This window comes from Salinarchaeum sp. Harcht-Bsk1, assembly GCF_000403645.1.
Classification (GTDB): Archaea; Halobacteriota; Halobacteria; order Halobacteriales; family Salinarchaeaceae; genus Salinarchaeum.
In genome coordinates this window covers 2,585,159-2,604,948 of the sequence record NC_021313.1, presented here as the reverse complement: position 1 = coordinate 2,604,948, position 19,790 = coordinate 2,585,159, and the positions used below count along the sequence as shown (strand labels likewise).

The window sequence follows — 19,790 nt, the reverse complement described above, 5'->3', positions numbered from 1 at the left end:
TCGCGATCACGTCGTTCTGGCCATGTCGAACGGGAGGCCCTCGATGCCGTCGCGCTGGAAGTCGGCGATGGCCTCGTTGACCTCGTGGTAGCCGAGCACGTTCTCCTCGATCATCCGGCGGATGAGATCCGCCCGGAACTGGAGTTCGTCGTAGATTTCGCGGGTATCCTCGTACCCGAGCAGCGTCGCGATCTGCTCTTCGAGGACGAAGGAGTTGTTCATTCCCTGGAAGACGATCTCGTCGGACGCGGGATCCCAGTAGAAGGACTGCCGGGTGACGACGCCGTCCATCTCCTTGGAGTACCCCTCGATCTCCTGGACAGAGGTGACCCGGCGCAGCACGTCGTCGCCCTGCTTGACCCGGTTCTGGAACAGCGCCACGTCGGCGTTGTCCATGAACGTCTCGGGGACGTTGATCGGATCGCCGGTGAACCGCTGGATCATGGAGACGATGTCGCTCGCGTGGAAGGTCAGCATGACCGGGTGGCCGGTCTGGGCGGCCTGGAACGCCATCCGCCCCTCCTCGCCACGAACCTCGCCGACGATGATGTAGTCGGGGCGAGAGCGCAGTGCGGCGGCGACGAGGTCGAACATGTCGACGTCCGAGTTGCCGTCGCCGCCCTCGCGAGTCAGGAGCTGTTGCCAGGTGTCGTGGGGCGGCAGGACCTCTGCGGTGTCCTCCGCGGTGTAGATCTTCGAGTCCGCGGGGATGAACGACATGATGGAGTTCAACGTAGTCGTCTTCCCGGACGCCGTCTCCCCGACGACGAAGACCGTCTGCTCGTTCTCGAGGCAGAGCCAGAGGTACGCGGCGAGTTCCGGGGAGAGTGTGCCCCACTTCGTGATCTGGAGGACCGACAGCGGGACCTCTTCGCCCTGGCGGATCGTCAGCGAGGAGCCCTGTATCGAGACGTCGTCGGAGTAGATGATGTTGATACGCGAGCCGTCGGGCAGCGTCGAGTCGACGATCGGGTCGGAGTCACTGAGTGGATCGCCGATTCGCTCGCCCATGTTCCGCAGCCAGTTGTCGAACTCCTCGTTCGAGCCCCACTCGACGGTCGTCTCGAGCATGCCGAACGTGTCGTGATCGACGAAGCACTGCTGGGGCCCGATGACGTGAATGTCCTCGTTCGCGGGGTCGCGCATGACCGGTTCGAGCGGCCCGAACCCGACGATGTCCCGCGTCAGCTGGTACCGGATATTCTCGTAGGTCTTGCGGTCGACCGTCTTCGGCCCGCCGCTGATCCGGTCGACGAGCTGGTCGATCGTACCGACCTCTCGACCCTCGATCGCGACCGTCTCGGAGAGCAGCTGGTCGATCCGCTGGTCGTACTCCTCCTCGGTCTCGGGAGCGGGTTTCGTCGCCGAGCGTTCGAGTAGCCGACGACGGACGTCGTTGTAGAGCCCGAGTTCGGTGTCGTCGAGCGTCGGCTCGATCGCGTAGTACTTCGTGTCGCGACCGAGGTCACCGTAGACGTGACAGTAAATCGGACCACCGACGGGATAGAGCACGTTCGGCCGGTGGGTCTCGTACTCGCCAGTCGGTTCCTCGATCAGCTCCGGGAACTCGCCCGTGATGCGTTTGAACTCCTTGAGGTGCTGGGCCAGGTGCGGGCGTCGCCCCGCGACCTTCCGAAGCTCCGGCGTGATCTGTTTGGTTCCGTGATCTGCCATGTCAGGCCACACTCCTGCTCTCGATGACGATTCCGATGCCCGACCGGACGGAGTACCCGACCGAGTCACCGACCTGTTCGCCCATGCCAGTGAATCGCTTCACCGCGATGTTCCGACGGACGTCGTTGCCGACCTCGATCATCTGGAGTTCCAGATAGACGTCGGCGATCGACCGGAACGGTCCCATCGCCTCCTCGTCGACGGCAGTCGGGTCGACGGTAAGGATGACGATCTTGCCCTTCGCGACGATTTCCCGGAAGAAGGAGATGATCTCGAGGGCCGCCTGTCGCTCGTCGCCCTGCCGGACGAGGTGTTCGAACTTGGGGTCGTTCCGGAGGATGGCGTCGAACGTGTCGAGGATGATCACGTCCGATTCCCACATCGTCTCGGCGTCCATCAGCCGCTTCAGTAGCTGCATCCGCTCGCCCTCATCCTCCTCGTCCCCACGGAGCGCGCTCGAAGAGTCGATGTCGCCGTGGAGAAAGAGGAGGCGCTCGTCGAGCAGGTGATCCTCGACGCCGTAGTCCAGCGAGTGCATCTGGTCGATGAACCCCTTGACGGTGAGTTCCGTCGAGAGGAAGGTGACCGTGTGGCCCTCCTCGCAGATGCCGTACGTGAACCGCTGGGTGAGCGCGGATTTTCCGGCGCCGTACTGGCCCTCCATGATGGCGATGCTCCCACGGGGAATCCCGCCGCCCAGCTCCGCGTTGAGTCGGTCTCGGTCGTCGAGACCGAGCGGTACGAGGTTTCGTCCACTCATACGCGGAATCGCAACACCTCCTCGTCGCCGTTTGCCGTCACCTGCACCCGGTGGTCACCGGCATCGAGCGTCGTCGCGATCTCGATCCGGACGACGGAGCCGGTTCGCCAGTCGAGCGGCTCGCCCTCCAGCGACGTCACAGTGACGTCACCGTTGCCGACGTAGGCGCCGTCGACGAGCACGTCGACCTGGTCGGCTGTCGCGTCCAGATTCAACGATCCCGTGTTCTTCACGAGCACTGTCACGGTTCCGTTGCCGCCGGACTCGTTGTACACCGCGTCGCTGCCGGCGTCGGAGATGATCGTCAGGTCGGTCCGTACCTCCTCGCTGGTGTCCAGGCTCCGATCCGTGACGGAGCCGCTGATGCGATCGACCCCGGTGACGAGTGCGCCGGCGACCGTCGCCGCCACGAGCAGACTCGCGATGAAGATCACGAGGTGCGAGATCGAGACGCTAGCCATGCCGGATCACCCCGATCGCCCGGCGACGAGCGCTCGGGCAGACTGTCAGCGCGTGGAATGGATCACGCACTGGCGTTCACCTCCGTCGAGATGGCTGCAACGCCGGTCCCTGTAATCACCTTGACCCGGTCGGGCCGGACGGACTGGTTCACCGTCATCGTGAGCACCTCGCCGGGCAGGAACACGTCTGTCGTCGCGTCGCCGTCGATCGCCGTGGTCACGTTCGATCGATAGGCGCCGTCCACCAGCAAGGACACGCGACCGACGACGAGCTCGGAGGAGCCGGTGTTCGTGGCGTTGACCGTCAGCGTCGAGGTACCGCTATCGTAGGTCGCGTTCGCGATTCCGACGTCGGAGTTCGCCTGCATCAACTGGCGGTCCTCGCGATCCTCCTGGGCCTCCGAGACGCGCTCGTACCCGTTGTTCACCGCGCTGAAGGCGAAACTGAACGCGATCAGGCCGCCGATGAGGATCACGGCAGTCGCGCCGCTGACGCTAAACCCCATCCGAACCCACCTCCCCGGATGCGAGTTCGGTCACGTACTGGAGACTGCGGAGGTGGTCCTGCAGGTCGAGCGCTGCCGGCGGCGTCCCGGCCGGAGCGGTCTCGCCTTCCTGGTGCTGCTCCCCGAGGCCCTCCAGGTAGCCGAGGAGGTCGTCCCTGACGTCCGCAGTGAGCCACTCGATCGACTCGTAGTACCGGATCGCGTGAGCGGCGGTCGCGCCGTCGGCCGCCGAGACCAGCCAGTCCAGCCACTCGAGGACGACGGCGTCGCCAGCGTAGCCGTCTGGAAGCGCTTCGAGGTACGGCTTCGCGAGTTCGGCGTTCGAGAGGTCGGGAGCGGCCGCACCGTCGGTCGGAAGGAGGACCTTCTCGAAGCGGAACTCGTCTGCCCCGTTGCCGGTCGGCAGGTCCGCCGTCGGGTCGTCCACGAAGCCATCGCGGAACTGGCGGAGCCGTGCCCCGACGGCGTCGGTCCGTGGATCGACGAGTTCTCGCGCCGGGTCGTGGTCGGCCGACGGCGACGGTGCGACCGTCGAGTCTCCGCCTTCAGGAGGTCGGCGGGGATCGCCAGCACCGCGATGGATTCCCGACGGGGGTTCGTCCGGGTCGAACGACGAACCCTTGGCGTCGGAGGTGGATTCCTGCGCGTCGGAGGTGGATCCGTTTCCATCGACGGTGGAGCCGTCCGCGGCGTCACCACCTCCGGTCGAGGCCCCGGGGTCGAGTGAGGGTTCGGCGTCAGGTGACTTCACGGCGCCGGGTGAGCGATCCGATTCGGGTGCGTTCGCTGCTTCGGAAGGGTGCTCGGTTTCGGAAGGGTGCTCGGTTTCGGAAGGGTGCTCGGTTTCGGACGAGCGCTCGTTCGAGGCCGAGCACTCGTCCTCGGACAGTGAAGGCTCGGATTCGGGGGAGCGTTCAGATTCAGCGGAGCGCTCGGCGTCGGACCCGGCGCGGGTTTCCGTGTCCGCGGTCTCGACGTCTGCGGCTTCGACGGCGGCACGTTCCAGGATCGCTTCGACGTTCGCCCCGTCGTCGCCGGAAGCAGCACCGTCGCGAGCGATCGCGATACCCCCGAGCACCGCGACGAGCGACTGCACGTCGGCACCGACGCCAGCGACCTCGCCTTTGAGGTCGTCCAGACTCCGTGCCACGTCGGCGATGCTCGATTCCAGGTGGAGGTGATCGGACTCGAGTGCCTCGATGCGGGCCTCGAGTTCGTCGAGGTGATCGGGGTCGATACCTGCATTCGGAGGTGACCCGTCCGCGTCCCGGGGGTCGGCGCCGCCTGCTGCGGCGTCGGAGTCCTCCTGGTCGGCGGCGGAAAACGGCGGCGCGTCCTCGGCCTCGGAATCGACGACCGCGTCCAGGATCGCGGTGCCGCGTTCGCTCTCGGCGTCCGATCCGAAGACGATCGGATCGTCGTCCGGCCAGGGGCTCTCACCCGGTGGCACGCCGTCGGCACCGCCATCGGTGACTGGGCGGGCTTCCTCGGATCCGATCGCCGGGTCGGCGCGCGAGGTGGCCCGTTCGAACGCCGGCTGGTCCGATCGCTCGGTACTCGACGCTGGTCGTGCGCCGCGTGGATCGCCACCGAGGCGTGCCAGCACGTCGGCAACGCGGCCGACGACGCCGTTCGAGTCCTCGTCGCCCATTTCTACCACCCCCGATTATCGTGCATTGTAATGTTCGCGTGTTCGCAACGTCCGCGTTGGTTCCTCGTGGATACCGTCCACGTAGAGTCGTGGAACTTCGTACACCGGGAGTTCTTAAAGGTCTTATTGCCGTGTATGCGCGAACGGTAAGCCAGCGGCCCAGCGACCTACAGAAGACAGATGGTACCCCCAATTATCTTCGAAGATAATTTTGTCGTAAGCCTCAAGTGACCCCTCGATCCCGGGCCCAGCGGGAAACACGGCTCCCGAGTGGTCTGTGGGTGCGATCGACGCACTCGAAAACTGGCGAGACCGACGGAAACGGCGAGTGCACGACGAAGCAACAGTCTGACTGCGGTTGTAACGGCAGCGTTACTCGGTTCGCGGCGGGAACACGACGCCACCGTCGTCCCGAGCCGCTTCGAGGAGGTCCCCGATCGAGTCGTCCGTCGAGAGTCCCTGGTTCATCACGAACTGCTCGAGCGTCTTGACGGGGTACTGGACGGGAACGCTCGCGTCGGAGAGGAGGATGCCGAGCACGGCACCGGGCGGCAGGTCCGCGTCGACGGTCCGGGCGTACCACAGCAGGAGGTTGTTGAACGCCATCGTCACGTCGTCGGAGTGGAGGGTGTGGTGATCGATCGCCGTCCCGGCCTTGAGCGAGAGGTGGTAGCCGTACGCGGAGGGAGACTCTCGAAGCTGGCGCTCGTGCCAGTCCTGAATCGCGGTCCGGTCCAACGAAGGCGACTCGGGGGATGCGGTCGGTGCCTCACCGGTCGTCGCCGCTACTGACTCCTCGCGAGCCGACGCTTCGACGTCGGCATCGTCGACGGACAGTTCGGTCGGAACGTTCGGATCGGTCCCGTCGGGCGAGACCACGAATCGCCCTTCCCCGAGCTGTTCGACCCCGTCCTTGTCGGCGAGTTCGAGCTCCTGGGGCGAGAGAACCTTCCCCTCCTCGTCGGTGGGGTCCCCGTCGGGTGCCATAGTCGAGATATTCAGTCGGCACATATAGGTTTGCGGGCGGGGCCAGCGGAAGCGCGATCCCTGGCATCCAGTCGCTGTAACCCGCGCGACGACGACGCGTCGTTGCTCCCGCACTCTCACGCGCACCCCCAGGCACTCGTTCACACTCACGCCCGCAAGCCGATCGGCCGAGAGTCGCTAACCGGAGCACCGCCGACACGCCACGTCACGTTGCGCGCCGCTGCTCGATTAAGGATCTCGACGCCACGGTGCAAAAACGAAGTGCCGAAGAAGACGGGCAGGGTTGCCCGCGATCACCGCTGTGATCAGCTACGCGCTATCGTAGTTCGACGGTCTCTCCCGGGTCGGCGGTGGCGAGCGAGTCCGGAGCTCTGAGCGTGACCACAGTCTGGGACCCCTGTGGCGTCGTAATCGTCACCTCGGCCTCCTCACTGGGTTCGAGGTTCGCCGTGCTGTTCGTCGCCGAGAGATCGAGCACGATCTCGTAGAAGTCACCGGACTGACTCATCACGTTGTCGCTGCCGTCCTCCGCAGAGACGGCGGTCGTCGTGAACGTGTTACTGACGCCGTCGTTCGTTGAGTCGTTGTGGATGAAGTTCGTACTGTTCTCGTTGTTGTACTGGATCGTCAGCTCCTCGAGGTTTATCGCCTCGGCCCCGGCAGCTGGCTGGACGCCCACGTGAATTTCGGAGATGTTGTCTCCGGTTCCGGCGTTGTTCACGATCCCCGTCTGGGTCTGAACCTGCAGATTGTTCGCGACCTGCGCGGTCGATTCGGTCCCTGTATTTTCTGCCTGGTCCTGCAGGAAGCCTGCCGTGTTGATCAGTACGCCCGCGGCGATCGCGGCGACCAGCACCATCGCGATGAACACGATGAGGGTGCCGATCCCCACCTGACCGCGGTCATCTTCGTTTGGAATCAGTTTCATTGGTTGACCAGCCCTGTTGCGAGGGCGTACCTGCAACCGGATGGACGACAGTGTATAAATCCAGTGGCGATATTTTCTCTGTTGATAACCCGGAAGACCGATCCAGGAATCAGTATGTTAAGGCTATTGGCCATATCGAGTAGATGGAGGCGAATTTCGCGAGTATATTCGTCTCTGAGCGGCACTACGCGCACGATACCGAGTAAATCTCTGATCAGATAAATGAGATAGATCGTGGTCTCACAGGAGAGAATACCATCTCTGTCGTTCTCAATATCGAAAAACGGCTACCGACTTGACGTTATTCGGCGACGAGGCTGAAGACGATGAAGACGAAGCCGAGGGTCGTCACGAAGTAGTTGACCGTCAACAGCGACTGGGGGTTCTGGAAGTCGTTGATGAAGGCACTGATCGTGGTCGCCACAGCTGCACCGACGATGAGCGTGAAGCCGATCGACAGGTGGACCATGTGGCGGCGTTGCGTCTCGGCGTATGCGCGGATCGCCATGCCGACCATGGTGAGACCCGCCACAGCCAGGGTACCGCTGAACGCCAGATAGAGGAGTTCGATGGATTTCATCGTGACACCCGCGTCTGCGGGACTGACACGACCTGGGAAGGAGACCACCATAAATCCACGGCGGGAATTCTCTGCTGTGATAGCCGCCAGATCGACGGGAGCGTCTCAGCCGCGAAGGTCGCTCCAAACGTCATTGAGCGCGTTCTTGGCCTCCGTGCGCTCGGTGGTGTCGACGTCGAGATCGTCGTTGCCCAGTTCGACGACGATCTCGTCGACGTTCCGGCGGTACACCTTTCGCTGGCGGCCTTCGTCGGAGAACTCCTTCCCCTCCTGCTCTAGCAGTCCCAGCTCCTGGAGCTGCTCGACCCGCCGGTAGCTCGTAGCGATCGGAATGTCGAGTTCCTCGCTGAGCTCCTGGGCCGACTTGGGCTCGTAAGTCGTCTGCAGAATCTCGGGATTGTACTTGTTCCCGAGCGTGCTCAACAGCTCCACCGGATCCATATCGAACTACTAACCGGAAACGACTCAAATAAGTTATTGCCGCGTCCCAGGCGCTTGGACCGCCGTTTTCACCCACAATAACGGGATTCTCACGCCGACGAAATCGCTCTGGCGGCCAGCATCGACCGTTTCGGGACGTCTCAGTGGGGCGAATCGCCATCCGGTGACGAGTCGACCAGTGCGTCTTCGAGTCCCCACTGCTCCGCACGTGCTCGCGCCTCCTCACGAGCCTCGCGACGAATCGCGTCGACGCGTTCCTCGTCGGTGAGAAACGCCTGAAGAGCGTCCGCGTCGGTTCGCTCGCCGATGCCCCGATCGGCGGCAGCCGATCGCGTCCGGTTCGCGAGGTCCGCGTCTCGCACCAGCCGATCAGCGGGAAGGCCCGGCGGAATGCGATTGGCTGGCTCCTCGACGAACGGCACCGGACGATGGCGCTCGTAGAGTTCGACGCGGCAGGGCCCGGGGACCGACAGCTCCGCGAGCGCCTCCCGGCCGACCCTGCCGGTCCCAGAGTGTCGGGCCGCGACGGGAACGCCAGCCTCGAAGGCAAGCACGCCGACGCCCTCCGCATCGAGCAGGAGGACATCCTGGGGTTCGACCGTGGCGTAGCCGGTGATCGAGCCGTCGAGGGCACGCTCGAGGACGTCGCCGAGGTCGGAGACCACCTTCGACTGGAGCAGCTGCCCGCCATGTGCAGTCATGGCGGATCCGGTACCACGGCGCTGGCGAAGCGATCCGCGACAGCACCCGGGTCGCCAGCCTCGACCGTCAGCGTCCGTGCCGCTTCCCTGTAGGCCGATGCTGCGGACGAATCGGGCGCGTGCGCGAGGAGAGGTTTGCCAGCCTCACGCGCAGCACGAACCGCCTCGGACTCGGGCACCACGCCGAGCACCGGCCCGTCGAAGTACCGATCGCTCGACGCCGATACGCGCTCGACAGCACGGTCGTCTGTCACCCGATTGAACAGCACGCCCGCGCCTTCGGTGCCGTAGGAGCGAGCGTACTCCCTGACTTTCAGGCCGTCGCTCAGGGCGGGCACCGTCGGCTGGAGCACGGTGATCGTTCGGTCCGCGAGGACGATCGGCAACACTGCGCTCTTCGAGCCGAGCGCAGCCGGCGAGTCGAGCAGAATGACGTCCGTGTCGTCGGCGAGCTCGGCCACGACGTCCCGAAGGCGCTCGGGATGCGCCGCGCTGAAGCCGGCGAGGCTCGTGCCACAGGGGACGACCGACAGTCCGTGACGCTCGTAGACGGCGTCCTCTACGGGCAACTCCGGGTCCTCCACGAGGAGATCGTGTAGCGTCGTGTCGACGTCGGCGAGTCCTGCGTGGAAGAGGAGGTTCGCCATCCCGGTATCCGCGTCGACGACGGTGACGTCGTATTCCTCGGCAAGCGCCATCCCGAGCGCGAGCACAGACGTGGTCTTGCCGGTCCCGCCTTTCCCGCTCGCGACGGCGAAGGCCTCAACCATTGGCTGCTACTGTGGAATCTTTCAGGCAAAAGAGTTCGGATCGAACGCGAGACGCTCGGTCCACCTTGCGCACCAATCGGTTTACTCCTCGTCGATCGGTTCGAAGGCGTGCTCCCCAGTCGGGAATTCGCCCGACTCGACGTCGGCAACGTAGGCTTCGACGGCCGAACGGATCTTCGAATCGAGGTCCGCGTACTGCTTCGAGAGTTTGAACGACTCGCCGCTCAGGCCGATGACGTCGTTCGTGACGAGCACCTGCCCGTCGACGTACCGCCCGGCGCCGATGCCGATCGTCGGGACGTCGACGGCTTCGGTGACGGCTTTTGCCGCAGCCTCGCTCACCGTTTCCAGGACGATCGAGAACGCGCCAGCAGCTACCAGCTCCTCTGCAGTATCGACGAGCGCTTGCATGCCCGCCGAGACGTCCCGGTCCTTGCCCTGGACGAACGCCCCTCCGATCTCGTTGTTGCGCTGGGGCGTGTAGCCGATGTGGCCCTGGACCGGGATCCCGAGTTCCGTGCAGCGATCGACGATCTCGATCGTCGTCTCGCCGTAGGGAGCGGTCTCGAGTTTCACCGCGTCGGCGCCAGCCTCCTTCATAAACCGGCCAGCGTTCTCGACGGACTCGGCGATCGAGGTGCCGTAGGAGAGGAACGGCATGTCGCCGATCACGAGCGCATCGTCGACGGCCCGGTCGACCGCGGCCGTGTTCGAGAGCGCTTCCTCGAGGGTCACCGGCAGGGTGTCGTCGTACCCCATGTGGTTGTCCCCGGCGCTGTCACCGACGAGGATGGCGTCGACGCCGCCACGATCGACCTGGCGGGCGATCGGCGCGTCGTAGGCCGTCAGCATCGTGATGGGCTCTCCGGACTCGTAGCGGGTCTGGAGATCCCGAATCGTCGTTCGCGACACAGGTCAAATCGGGCGGGCCGATGTGATAAATCTCGCGTCGAAATTGCGAATCTGTGTGTCCTTCGATGCGTGAATATGTGCTGTAGTGATTGCTGCTGATGGCTAGACATCGAACCGCTTGGAAGCCCCCTCCCGCTCGACTCGGGCGGCTCGTTGCGCTCCTCGCCTCAGTCGCTTCGCTCCCTCGGCTGTGGTGCTTACTACGCCGGCCTTCGTCGAGCGGTCGGCCCCTTCCAGTCCCACCCACGGTGGCTTGACAAATGGAGTCAAGCCATGGTGGATCGTCGAGGCCCACGACGCCCCGGTGGGGTGTGAAAGCTCACGTCGCGAGGTCGTCGACGTGCACTCCGTCCCTGCGGCTGGCAGGATCGACTCCTGTGGGCATCCTTGCCGGAGTCACGGACAGCGGCCGGTCGGACCGGTGTCTCAAGAGTTATCCGCAGCGACCGGAAAGCGACGGTATGACGAAGTTCGGCTGGTTCGCCTCGCTCGAGGAGTTCTCCCCGCAGGAGTGCCTCGATCAGGTCGACATCGCGTACGCGAACGACTTCGACTCGATCACGGTCAACGACCACTTCCACCCGTGGTTCCACACGGGCGCGGACGGCGAGGAGGCCAACTGCGGGAACTGCTGGTCCTGGATGCCGATCGCGCTCGACCGCACCGAGGACATGGAGATCGGGACCGGCGTCAGCGCGCTGCTCCGGCGCTACCACCCCGCGAACGTCGCCCACCGTCTCGCGACGCTCGAAGAACTGTATCCGGGCCGCGTCTTCCTCGGCGTCGGCACCGGCGAGGCACTCAACGAGTCACCGCTCGGTAATCCGCTGCCCGACTACGGCGAGCGAGCCAAGCGCACGGCGGAGGCGATCCGACTGATCCGCCGCATGTTCGAGGAGGAGTTCGTCACCTTCGACGGCAACTTCTACCAGACCGACGAGGCGAAACTCTACACCGGTCCCGACGAGGCGCCGCCGATCCACATCGCCGCGAGCGGCCCGACCGCGGCACGGATGGCTGGCGACCTCGGCGACGGCCTGATCACCGTCTACGAGGACCCAGAATTCATCCACGACACGATTTTCGCGCAGGTCCGCAACGGCGTGGAGAAGTCCGAGCGCAACGAGCACTTCGACGACGTCGAGAAGACGATCCACATCCACGTCTCGCTGGACGAGGACTACGAGGCCGCTCTGAAGCCAGCGCTCCCCTGGCGGGGCACCCTCGTCGAGCGGTTCTACACCGACGACGTGGCCGACCCCCGCGTCATCCAGGAGGCCGGCGAGGAGGAAGTCAGCGAGGAGGAACTCACCGACGCCTACGTGGTCACCGACGACCCCCAGGACGTCATCGACGTCACCGAGACCTACGTCGACTGTGGGTTCGAGCACATCGTCTACCAGAGCCACTCTCCCGACCAGGAGGCCTTCGCGGAGTTCGTCGCCGACGACGTGATGCCCTCCTTCTAAGCGACGACGGGGTTCCAGTCCCGGTCCGTGCCGCTCTCCAGGGAGCGTCGTGTGAGGTCGACCGTCGGCTGAACACAGCCTACGGCGTCCACTGTGTAGCTGGCCACAATGGTCTTCAATTGCGGGCCCATCCTCGCGATAGAGCGGATGCCAGCGATACTCCTCGTGGGGTCGATTTCGGAGACTGCGACCGCGACGCTTGCCGACGGCGGCTACACGGTCGAGGGCGTCGACGAGCAACTGCTGGTCGACCCTGCAAACGGCGGATCCGACCTGCGGGGAGCAGTCACGGAGCGCGTCGAGGAGGTGGACTGCGCGCTCGTTAGCGTCTGCGACTGGGACCTGGACGCGATCGAGATCCTCAGCGATACCGTGCCGAACCTGCCGATACTGTACGCGGTCGATGCGGAGGCTGCGGGTGCTGCCGGCGCCGCACTCGCGGCTGGCGCGGACGACAGAGTACTACTGAACGGCGATCGCGACGGTGACCGGATTTCACGACGGCTGACCGGCCTCGTCGAGTCCCCGGAGCGGTCAAACGGGTCGCTTCCAACGGGACAGAGACGGTCGGCGACCGGCCGCGACACCCCCGGTCAGTACGACGGAATCCACGACCACAGGATCGGGGCGCTCCTCGAAGGCGCTCAGGACTTCATGGCTGCCAGTTCGGCCGACGCCGTCGCCGAGACCGCGGTCGAGACGGCAGAGCGAGCGCTCGGATACGGCATCGTCGGAGTCTTTCTGCAGGACGAAGACGGCGAAACCACCAGACTGGCCGCGAAGTCCGCCCGAGCGGACGAACTCCTCGAGGGCGTGGAGACAAAGCCACTCGAAGAGAGTCTCCTTCGGGCCACGCTGGAGAACGAGCGGACGGTCGAACTCGATGCCGAGGCGCTCGCGGAGCAAACCATCGAGTCGCTCGGCGGTGCAGTACTCTTTCCGCTCGGGAGCCACGGCGTCCTCGGGTTTGGGTCGACGGACGAGGACGCCTTCGGCGAGGGCGACCGTAGGGCGGGCGAACTCCTCGCAGCGAACGCCCGCAGCGCACTCGACCGTATCGAACGCGTCGAGCGCATCGAGACAATCCACGGCGTGATGCGCGAGATGCTCGACGCACGCAGTCCCGACGAGGTCGCTGATTACGCAGTCGATGCGGCGCGGTCGATCCTCGGCTACCGGTTCGTCACGTGCTTCATGCACGACGAGGAGACGGAGCGGCTCCAGCCCGTCGCCTGGACGGCGGAGACGGACGCCTTGACGGACGGCGATATCCCATCCCCTTCCCCGGGTGACGGTGCGATGGAAGCGTTCCAGTCCGGCGTCGTCGTTCGTAGAGATAGTGCTGGATCGTCGGGCGGGATAGACGGCGGTGCCGATTTGCCGTTCACGAGTAGACTCCACGTTCCCATCGAGTCCCACGGGACGATCCTCGTCGCTACGCCTGGGGACGAACCGTTCGACGAGTCCGACGTGCAAGTCGCACGCTTGCTCGCGACGAATACCGCAAGAGCGCTCGATCGAGTCGAGCGAACCCACGAACTCGAACGGCTCGAGACAGTCTTCGACACGGTCAACGACATGGTGTACGTCCACGACGAGGACGGCTACCTGCTCCACTGCACCCCCGTCCTGGCCGACAGGCTGGGGTACGACCGCGACGAGTTGATCGGCGAGAACGTCGGGACGCTCATCGACAAAGAAGCGGAGGCCGAGGGCGTCAACCTGATTCAGGAGCTGATCGGCGAACCGCCGGGGGCGACGAAGACCCAGCGACTCGATCTCTCGACCAGCGACGGCGAGGAGGTCCCCGTCGAGCTGGACATCAGTCTCCTCCCGGGCGAGGAGTACCGCGGCGTCGTCGGCTCGGTTCGAGACATCAGCGACCTGCTGGCCGTCCGGGAACGGCTCGACTCGCAGCAGGATCGCTTCGAGTACCTCTTCGAGAACATCCCCGACCCCGTCGTCGAGGGCTACCTCGATGACGAGGCGACGGTCGGATCGGTCAACACGGCGTTCGAGGAGACGTTCGGCTACGAAGAATCTGAAATCGCAGGGGAAACGCTCAACGACGTGATCGTCCCCGAGGAGAACCTCGATCAGGCCCGCGAGCTCGACGAGCGGTCGGCAGCGGGGAAGGTCAACCAGGCGGAGGTCGAGCGGGAGACGCAGTACGGACTCCGCGAGTTCCTCTTCCGGGGCGTCCCGTACGAGGCGCCCGATGGTCGAATGCACGGCTTCGGCATCTACACGGACATCACCGAGCAGAAGGAGCGGGAGCGTCACCTCGAGGTGCTCCAACGGCTCCTCAGACACAACGTTCGCAACGAGGTCAACGTCCTCCTCGCGGGAATCGACCAGCTCGAAGCAGCCCGGCAGGACGACTCGGGAGAAATCGACGACGAGCAGGAAGCCGAACTACTCGCGACCCTCGACGAGACCGCGCAGGACCTCCTCACCATGAGTCAGAAGGCCAAGCGAATCAGCCGAGTCATCGACGCCGAGACCGACAGACTCGGAGAGCTCGACGCGGCGGCGATCACCCGCTCTGTCGTCGAGCAATTCAGGCATCTCAACACCGACGCGACGATCGAGGCCGACCTGCCCCCGGAGTGCCCGATCCTCGGATCGGGAGCGATCGAACGCGCTATCGAAGAACTCCTCGGAAACGCACTCCAGCACGGGGGAACGGCTCCGACCATCCGGCTGACGCTCACCTGTGACGACGACGGTGCGGAGCTGACCGTCGCCGACGACGGCCCCGGCATTCCCGAGGCAGAGCGGAACGTCCTCGAGGACGGAGAAATTACGCCGCTCCAGCATGGAAGCGGGCTCGGCCTCTGGCTCGTCGCCCACGCGACCGCCGCCAGCGGCGGCACGGTAACCTTCGACGAAGCGGCCGACGGCGCCCGAGTGACGCTCTCGTTCCGACGGCCGAACGACGAGGGCTGAACGACGCGGTTGAACGCGAGCTACGACGCCTTTCTGCGAACGAGACGACGGCTGAACGCGAGATATGACCTCTGTACGCGACTCCGAAAGGGAGGGTTGAAGGGACTGGACGGGCAGGATCGCTCATGGCCGATACGTACACGCTCACCATCGAGTCGGATTCCGAGCACGAGGACGAGACCGTCGAGGTCCCCCAGGGTGCGATCGACGCACTGGCACAGGACGACGATTCGCCGACCGTGATGGCCGGTGACCTCGTGATGCTCGGCCTGGCCCAGCAGCTCCACGCCAACGTCTTCCACTCCGAGCAGGCGCCCTCCGAGCAGATCCAGCAGGCCAACGAGGACCTCGACGAACTCTTCGAGGATCGGTTCGGCATGACCTTCGAGGAGATGGCTGGTCACGAGCACTGAGGCGGCTACTTCAGAGAGCCAAGCGCTTTCGCCGTCGAGTCCCCGACGTGGGGCGGCCCGAGGAACGGGGGACGGCTTCGACGACTTTTTATAGCCCATAACCATCGTTTCCGACGAGACAGGCTTCGCCTGTTTCACTGATCCGTAGGAGCCTAAGGCGCACTACGGAGGTGAACAATGGCAGATCAGGAGATCGAACTGGCAGTTTCTCGCGCACTCGAGGAGTCGCCGGACCGGAACTTTACCGAGTCCGTCGACCTCGCGATCAATCTGCGCGACCTAGACTTGAACGACCCGTCGAATCGTGTCGACGAGAGCATCGTCCTTCCTGCCGGCACCGGCCAGGAGACGAAGATCGTCGTCATTGCTGAAGGTGAAACCGGCGTCCGAGCCGAAGAGGTAGCCGACGACGTCCTCTCCGGCGACGACCTCGCAGACCTCGGCGACGACGACGATGCGGCGAAGGACCTCGCTGGCGACACCGACTTCTTCGTCGCAGAGGAGGCGCTCATGCAGGACGTCGGGCGCTACCTCGGGACGATCCTGGGGCCACGCGGCAAGATGCCGACCCCGCTCTCTCCAGACGACGACGTCGTCGAAGTCGTCGAACGGATGAAGAACACCGTCCAGCTCCGCAGCGGCGACCGGCGCACGTTCCACGCGCTGGTCGGCGCCGAAGAGATGTCCGCCGAGGAGATCGCCGACAACATCGACGTGATCCTCCGGCGTCTCTACGCGGACCTGGAGAAGGGCCCCCAGAACGTCGACACGGTCTTCGTGAAGACGACGATGGGTCCCGCCGAGGAGGTAGTGTAGATGAGCGCCGAACACCGCACCGAGACGATCCCGGAGTGGAAGCGCGAGGAGGTCGACGCGATCGTCGACATGCTCGACCAGTACGACAGCGTCGGCGTGGTCGACATCACCGGCATTCCGAGCAAGCAGCTCCAGGACATGCGCCGTGGCCTCCACGGCACCGCCGCGCTCCGCGTCAGCCGGAACACGCTGCTCCGTCGCGCGCTGGAGGAGTCCGATCGCGGACTCGACCAGCTCACGGAGTTCGTGACCGGTCAGGTCGGGCTCATCACGACCAACGAGAACCCCTTCGGACTCTACCAGCAGCTGGAGGAGTCCAAGACGCCTGCGCCCATCGGCGCCGGCGAGGTGGCTCCCAACGACATCGTGATCGAGGAGCAGGACACGGGGATCGACCCCGGTCCGTTCGTCGGTGACCTCCAGACCGTCGGCGCGGCCGCGCGGATCATGGAGGGCTCGATCCACGTCACCGAGGACAGCACCGTCGCAGAGGCCGGCGACGAGGTCTCCGACGACCTCGCGAACGTCCTCGGCGAACTCGGCCTCGAACCCAAGGAGGTCGGTCTCGATCTCCGCGGCGTCGTCGCAGACGGCGTCCTGTTCGAGCCCGAGGAACTCGAGATCGACGTGGACGAGTACCGCGACGACGTCGCGACCGCCGCGGCGCGCGCTCGCAACCTCTCGGTCAACGCGACGTATCCGACGGCGACGACCGCAGGGACCCTCATCGCGAAGGCGCAGGGTGAGGCCAAGAGCCTCGGTCTCCAGGCCTCCATCGAGAGCCCCTCGCTGGCCGACGACCTCGTGAGCAAGGCGGACGCGCAGGTCCGCGCGCTCGTCGCACAGGTCGACGACCCCGAGGCGCTCCCGGAGGACCTCCAGGACGTCGAAGCCCCCGCACAGCCGGCAGCCGAGGAGGCCGCCGAGGCTGACGAGGCGGGCGACGACGAGGCAGACGACGAACAGGCAGACGACCAAGCGGACGCGGAGGCCGACGACGAAGACGACGGTGACGACGACGGCGACGCAGCAGCGGAAGGCCTCGGCGACATGTTCGGGTGATTACAAATGGAGTACGTATACGCAGCACTCATCCTCAACGAGACCGGCGAAGAGATCAACGAGAGTAACCTGACGGACGTGCTGGAGGCAGCGGGCGTGGACGTCGAGGAGTCCCGCGTCAAGGCCCTCGTGGCCGCCCTCGAGGACGTCGACATCGACGAGGCCGTCGCGGAGGCGGCCGCAGTCCCCGCCGGCGGAGCCGCCGCAGGTGGCGCCGCCGAGGGCTCGGCCGACGAGGCCGAGGACGAGGAGGACGAAGAGGTGGAGGAGGCCGACGAGGACCTCCCCGACACGACGGACGACGACGAGGAAGAGGAGGCCAGCGGCGAGGGCCTCGGCGACCTCTTCGGCTGAACTCCGTTTCGAACGCAGTTCCGACTACATCCTCGTTTTATTTGGATTCGATAGCTGCAGCGCTGGCCGTGAAGAACTGCTCGACCGCTACAGCAAAGCAGTAGGAAGCCCCCTCCCGCTCGACCGGCCGCGGCTCGCTTCGGTCCTCGGCTCAGTCGCTACGCTCCTTCGCCTGCGGTCCTTACTTCGCCGGGGCCGGATCGAGCGGTCGGCCCCTTCCAGTCCCACCCTGTGAAATGTGAACAGGTCGTCGCCCCGGTGGATCGACGAGCAAGCTGTGACTGGCGGTCAATCCCGTCTCCGTAGCTGGTGGGAAATCCAACGCATTTCGCGCACCCGACATTACTCGCCGGGTGGGAATGGAAGGGGCCGAGCGCTGGCGGCTGGTACCGAAGTAAGCACCGCAGCGAACGGAGTGAGCGAGGAGCGCAACGAGGTAGCTGCAGCCAGCGCTCGGGGGCTTCCAAGCGGTTCGCTGTCCGGGCAGTGCTTCGGTCACTTGAGACGAAGTTCCCTGGCGTCAGACGCACGCTTATTAGCCCCGGGGCCGTCGGATCCGGCCATGCCCGAGATCGAGATCACGGAGGACCAGCACGAGTACCTAGAGGCCCTCCGGGAGGACATCCAGCAGGACGTCGTGGGGAAGTACGCCCACGTCCGGATGGTCGACGCGGTCCAGTACCTCATCGACAACCACGAAGGCGAGATCAACGCGACGGTGACCGCCCCCTCCGCCGGTCCGGAGGTCTCTGCGGAAAACGCGCCGGCGGCGGACCCCGTGGAAGAGAGCAGCGAGGACGACGCCGAAGACGATGCGGAAGCCGACGACGAACCGGAGGAGGAAGCGGATGCGGACGAGAGCGAGGACGCGGAGGAAACAGCGGAGGACGGAGCCGAGGCCGACGACGATGCTGAAGACGACGCCGACGCGGACGAGGAGGACTCCGGCGGCACGACCAGCTCCCCGCCGATGGCCGCGGCTGCTGGCGGCGACGACGACGGGATGCTCTCGGCGATGATGGCGCTGATGGACACCCACGACGACAAGTGGGAGGAGGCGTCGGGCGACACCGGCTACGAGGTCGAACTCCCCGATGGCTCGACGGAGAGCGCGGGCACGCAGGACGACGTCCGGGCGTTGCTGTTCAAGCACTACGAGTAGCGGCCGGGCAGCCTCGCCGATGGGAAAATGCGCCAGCCCGTCGACCGAAGACGCCAGTGATCGTTTGAGTCATCCCAGTTTTTACCACGCAAACGGCGGAAGAACCGGCCGTGGAGCGCCGAACCTACCTCGCCGGGATGGCTGGCCTGATAGCAGGAACGGCGGGCTGTCTGGACCTCGGTGGCCAGTCCGATTCGGTGAGTGACGAGCCGTTTTCGAGCTATACCTGTCCCCCTGAGGGCATCGACGCCGAGGGTCGCGAACTGTGGTGTTCGCACACGGCAGATGCCGACGACCGGGAACTCGTCCTCGAACCGTCCGTCGAGCAAAGCCCGAACCCGAGCGAGGTCCGCTTGCACCTCACGAACGAGTCGGAGACGTCGATGCGGTTCAATCCAGCAAGTTGGTCGATCTGGCTAGAGCAATCCGGCGAGTGGCGCGCGCTGGAGCAAACGTGGGTCGGCGACGGCTTCGCCGATCTCGGTCCAGGACAGACCCACGAATGGGGGTTCGAGGAAGTCATCGAGCTCATCAACGACCGGTTCGATCCAGAACCAGCGACCTATTTGGCCGCCATCGCGACCCCACGCGGATCACCGGCTGCACTTCTCCGGATAACAGACGACTAGGTGGTTGGAGCGTTGATAGATCGATTCGACGATCACGGACGGTCGGACTACCGTCAGTTACCGTACGCAGCGACGTAGTAGGCGGCCAGCTTCCTAATCTGCGGGTGGGAGACGGCGTACGGACGGTGGGCTCGCACGACGTCGTACGCTTCAGAGAGGTGACGACGTTCCTCCACCGCGACGGTCGCGGCGACGACGGCAGTGCTGCGGGAGATGCCGGCCTTGCAGTGGACGAGGAGATCCCCCTCCTCGCGGTAGCACTCGCAGGCCGCGTCCGCGGCCGATCGGAACTGCTCCCAGGTGGCCTCCCTGCTGTCGGGCATCGGCCTGTGATGGGTGGTCGCCGGTGCCGGATCCTTGGCGACGGTCAGGACCGCGTCGAACGCCCGGTCGCAGTACGCCGGATCCGCGGCGTGACAGTTGCCGAGGTAGAGCGGTCGATCGCCGATCTGCCTGACGATCGACGCCTCGGGGTGACAGCCGAAGGGACGCACGTGTGGGCCCTCCAGTTCGCGACCGTCGATCCGGAACTCGATTCGGGGGTCGTCCTGGGACGCCATCGTGC

At 65.3% G+C, this 19,790-nt stretch carries 21 protein-coding genes; 8 read left to right on the top strand and 13 right to left on the bottom strand.

Translation table 11 applies throughout. The features are described 5' to 3' along the window. Window positions 1-6: 6 nt before the first annotated feature. The 12 genes from L593_RS11985 to panB all read right to left on the bottom strand — a co-directional run bounded on the left by L593_RS11985 (window position 7) and on the right by panB (window position 10,371). On the bottom strand, window positions 7-1,674 hold the full coding sequence (locus tag L593_RS11985) for a type II/IV secretion system ATPase subunit (RefSeq protein WP_020447235.1): 1,668 nt from the start codon (window positions 1,672-1,674) through the stop codon (window positions 7-9). Window position 1,675: 1 nt separating this feature from the next. Next, a complete protein-coding gene (locus tag L593_RS11980) occupies window positions 1,676-2,434 on the bottom strand; it encodes an ATPase domain-containing protein (protein WP_020447234.1) in 759 nt (252 codons plus the stop codon). Further along, on the bottom strand, window positions 2,431-2,895 hold the full coding sequence (locus tag L593_RS11975; RefSeq protein WP_020447233.1) for a CARDB domain-containing protein: 465 nt from the start codon (window positions 2,893-2,895) through the stop codon (window positions 2,431-2,433). Before L593_RS11975 ends, L593_RS11980 begins: the two co-directional genes overlap by 4 nt. Before the next feature lie 62 nt (window positions 2,896-2,957). Further along, entirely contained in the window at window positions 2,958-3,401 is a 444-nt protein-coding gene (locus L593_RS11970) for a flagellin (RefSeq protein WP_020447232.1), read from the bottom strand. Further along, the gene (locus tag L593_RS11965; protein ID WP_020447231.1) at window positions 3,391-5,052 is read right to left on the bottom strand and encodes a FlaD/FlaE family flagellar protein; all 1,662 of its coding nucleotides are present in this window, start codon (window positions 5,050-5,052) and stop codon (window positions 3,391-3,393) included. Before L593_RS11965 ends, L593_RS11970 begins: the two co-directional genes overlap by 11 nt. A gap of 372 nt (window positions 5,053-5,424) precedes the next feature. Then, a complete protein-coding gene (locus L593_RS11960; RefSeq protein ID WP_020447230.1) occupies window positions 5,425-6,039 on the bottom strand; it encodes a hypothetical protein in 615 nt (204 codons plus the stop codon). Between the two features lie 316 nt (window positions 6,040-6,355). Beyond that, complete coding sequence (locus L593_RS11955; protein ID WP_020447229.1) at window positions 6,356-6,967, bottom strand: archaellin/type IV pilin N-terminal domain-containing protein; 612 nt, start codon at window positions 6,965-6,967, stop codon at window positions 6,356-6,358. 301 nt (window positions 6,968-7,268) lie between these two features. Then, complete coding sequence (locus L593_RS11950; protein WP_049894476.1) at window positions 7,269-7,547, bottom strand: hypothetical protein; 279 nt, start codon at window positions 7,545-7,547, stop codon at window positions 7,269-7,271. Window positions 7,548-7,652: 105 nt separating this feature from the next. Then, on the bottom strand, window positions 7,653-7,988 hold the full coding sequence (locus L593_RS11945; protein WP_020447227.1) for a helix-turn-helix domain-containing protein: 336 nt from the start codon (window positions 7,986-7,988) through the stop codon (window positions 7,653-7,655). Between the two features lie 140 nt (window positions 7,989-8,128). Next, window positions 8,129-8,689, bottom strand: a complete 561-nt coding sequence (locus L593_RS11940; protein ID WP_020447226.1) for a hypothetical protein — start codon at window positions 8,687-8,689, stop codon at window positions 8,129-8,131. Beyond that, window positions 8,686-9,459: an AAA family ATPase gene (locus L593_RS11935; protein WP_020447225.1), complete on the bottom strand. Its 774-nt coding sequence runs from the start codon at window positions 9,457-9,459 to the stop codon at window positions 8,686-8,688. Before L593_RS11935 ends, L593_RS11940 begins: the two co-directional genes overlap by 4 nt. A gap of 81 nt (window positions 9,460-9,540) precedes the next feature. Continuing rightward, window positions 9,541-10,371 carry a 3-methyl-2-oxobutanoate hydroxymethyltransferase gene (gene panB, locus L593_RS11930; RefSeq protein ID WP_020447224.1) on the bottom strand — a complete coding sequence of 277 codons (831 nt, stop codon included), beginning with the start codon at window positions 10,369-10,371 and terminating at the stop codon, window positions 9,541-9,543. Window positions 10,372-10,832: 461 nt separating this feature from the next. Here panB and L593_RS11925 point away from each other — a divergent pair, with 461 nt between their 5' ends. From L593_RS11925 to L593_RS11890, 8 genes are all read left to right on the top strand, one after another. Further along, complete coding sequence (locus L593_RS11925; RefSeq protein ID WP_020447223.1) at window positions 10,833-11,840, top strand: LLM class flavin-dependent oxidoreductase; 1,008 nt, start codon at window positions 10,833-10,835, stop codon at window positions 11,838-11,840. A 147-nt stretch (window positions 11,841-11,987) separates the two neighbouring features. Next, complete coding sequence (locus tag L593_RS11920) at window positions 11,988-14,789, top strand: PAS domain S-box protein (protein WP_049894114.1); 2,802 nt, start codon at window positions 11,988-11,990, stop codon at window positions 14,787-14,789. Window positions 14,790-14,914: 125 nt separating this feature from the next. Further along, window positions 14,915-15,202 carry a hypothetical protein gene (locus tag L593_RS11915; protein WP_020447221.1) on the top strand — a complete coding sequence of 96 codons (288 nt, stop codon included), beginning with the start codon at window positions 14,915-14,917 and terminating at the stop codon, window positions 15,200-15,202. Between the two features lie 177 nt (window positions 15,203-15,379). Continuing rightward, window positions 15,380-16,018, top strand: a complete 639-nt coding sequence (locus L593_RS11910; protein WP_020447220.1) for a 50S ribosomal protein L1 — start codon at window positions 15,380-15,382, stop codon at window positions 16,016-16,018. Beyond that, on the top strand, window positions 16,019-17,080 hold the full coding sequence (locus tag L593_RS11905) for a 50S ribosomal protein L10 (protein WP_020447219.1): 1,062 nt from the start codon (window positions 16,019-16,021) through the stop codon (window positions 17,078-17,080). It abuts the gene before it with no gap. A gap of 6 nt (window positions 17,081-17,086) precedes the next feature. After that, window positions 17,087-17,434 carry a 50S ribosomal protein P1 gene (gene rpl12p / locus L593_RS11900; RefSeq protein WP_020447218.1) on the top strand — a complete coding sequence of 116 codons (348 nt, stop codon included), beginning with the start codon at window positions 17,087-17,089 and terminating at the stop codon, window positions 17,432-17,434. 562 nt (window positions 17,435-17,996) lie between these two features. Then, window positions 17,997-18,596, top strand: coding sequence for a hypothetical protein (locus L593_RS11895; RefSeq protein ID WP_020447217.1), 600 nt, complete (start codon window positions 17,997-17,999; stop codon window positions 18,594-18,596). 110 nt (window positions 18,597-18,706) lie between these two features. After that, complete coding sequence (locus tag L593_RS11890) at window positions 18,707-19,225, top strand: hypothetical protein (RefSeq protein ID WP_049894111.1); 519 nt, start codon at window positions 18,707-18,709, stop codon at window positions 19,223-19,225. Between the two features lie 53 nt (window positions 19,226-19,278). Here the strand turns inward: L593_RS11890 and L593_RS11885 are convergent, their stop codons facing one another. Continuing rightward, on the bottom strand, window positions 19,279-19,785 hold the full coding sequence (locus L593_RS11885; protein ID WP_020447215.1) for a dual specificity protein phosphatase family protein: 507 nt from the start codon (window positions 19,783-19,785) through the stop codon (window positions 19,279-19,281). Between the last annotated feature and the right edge of the window lie 5 nt (window positions 19,786-19,790).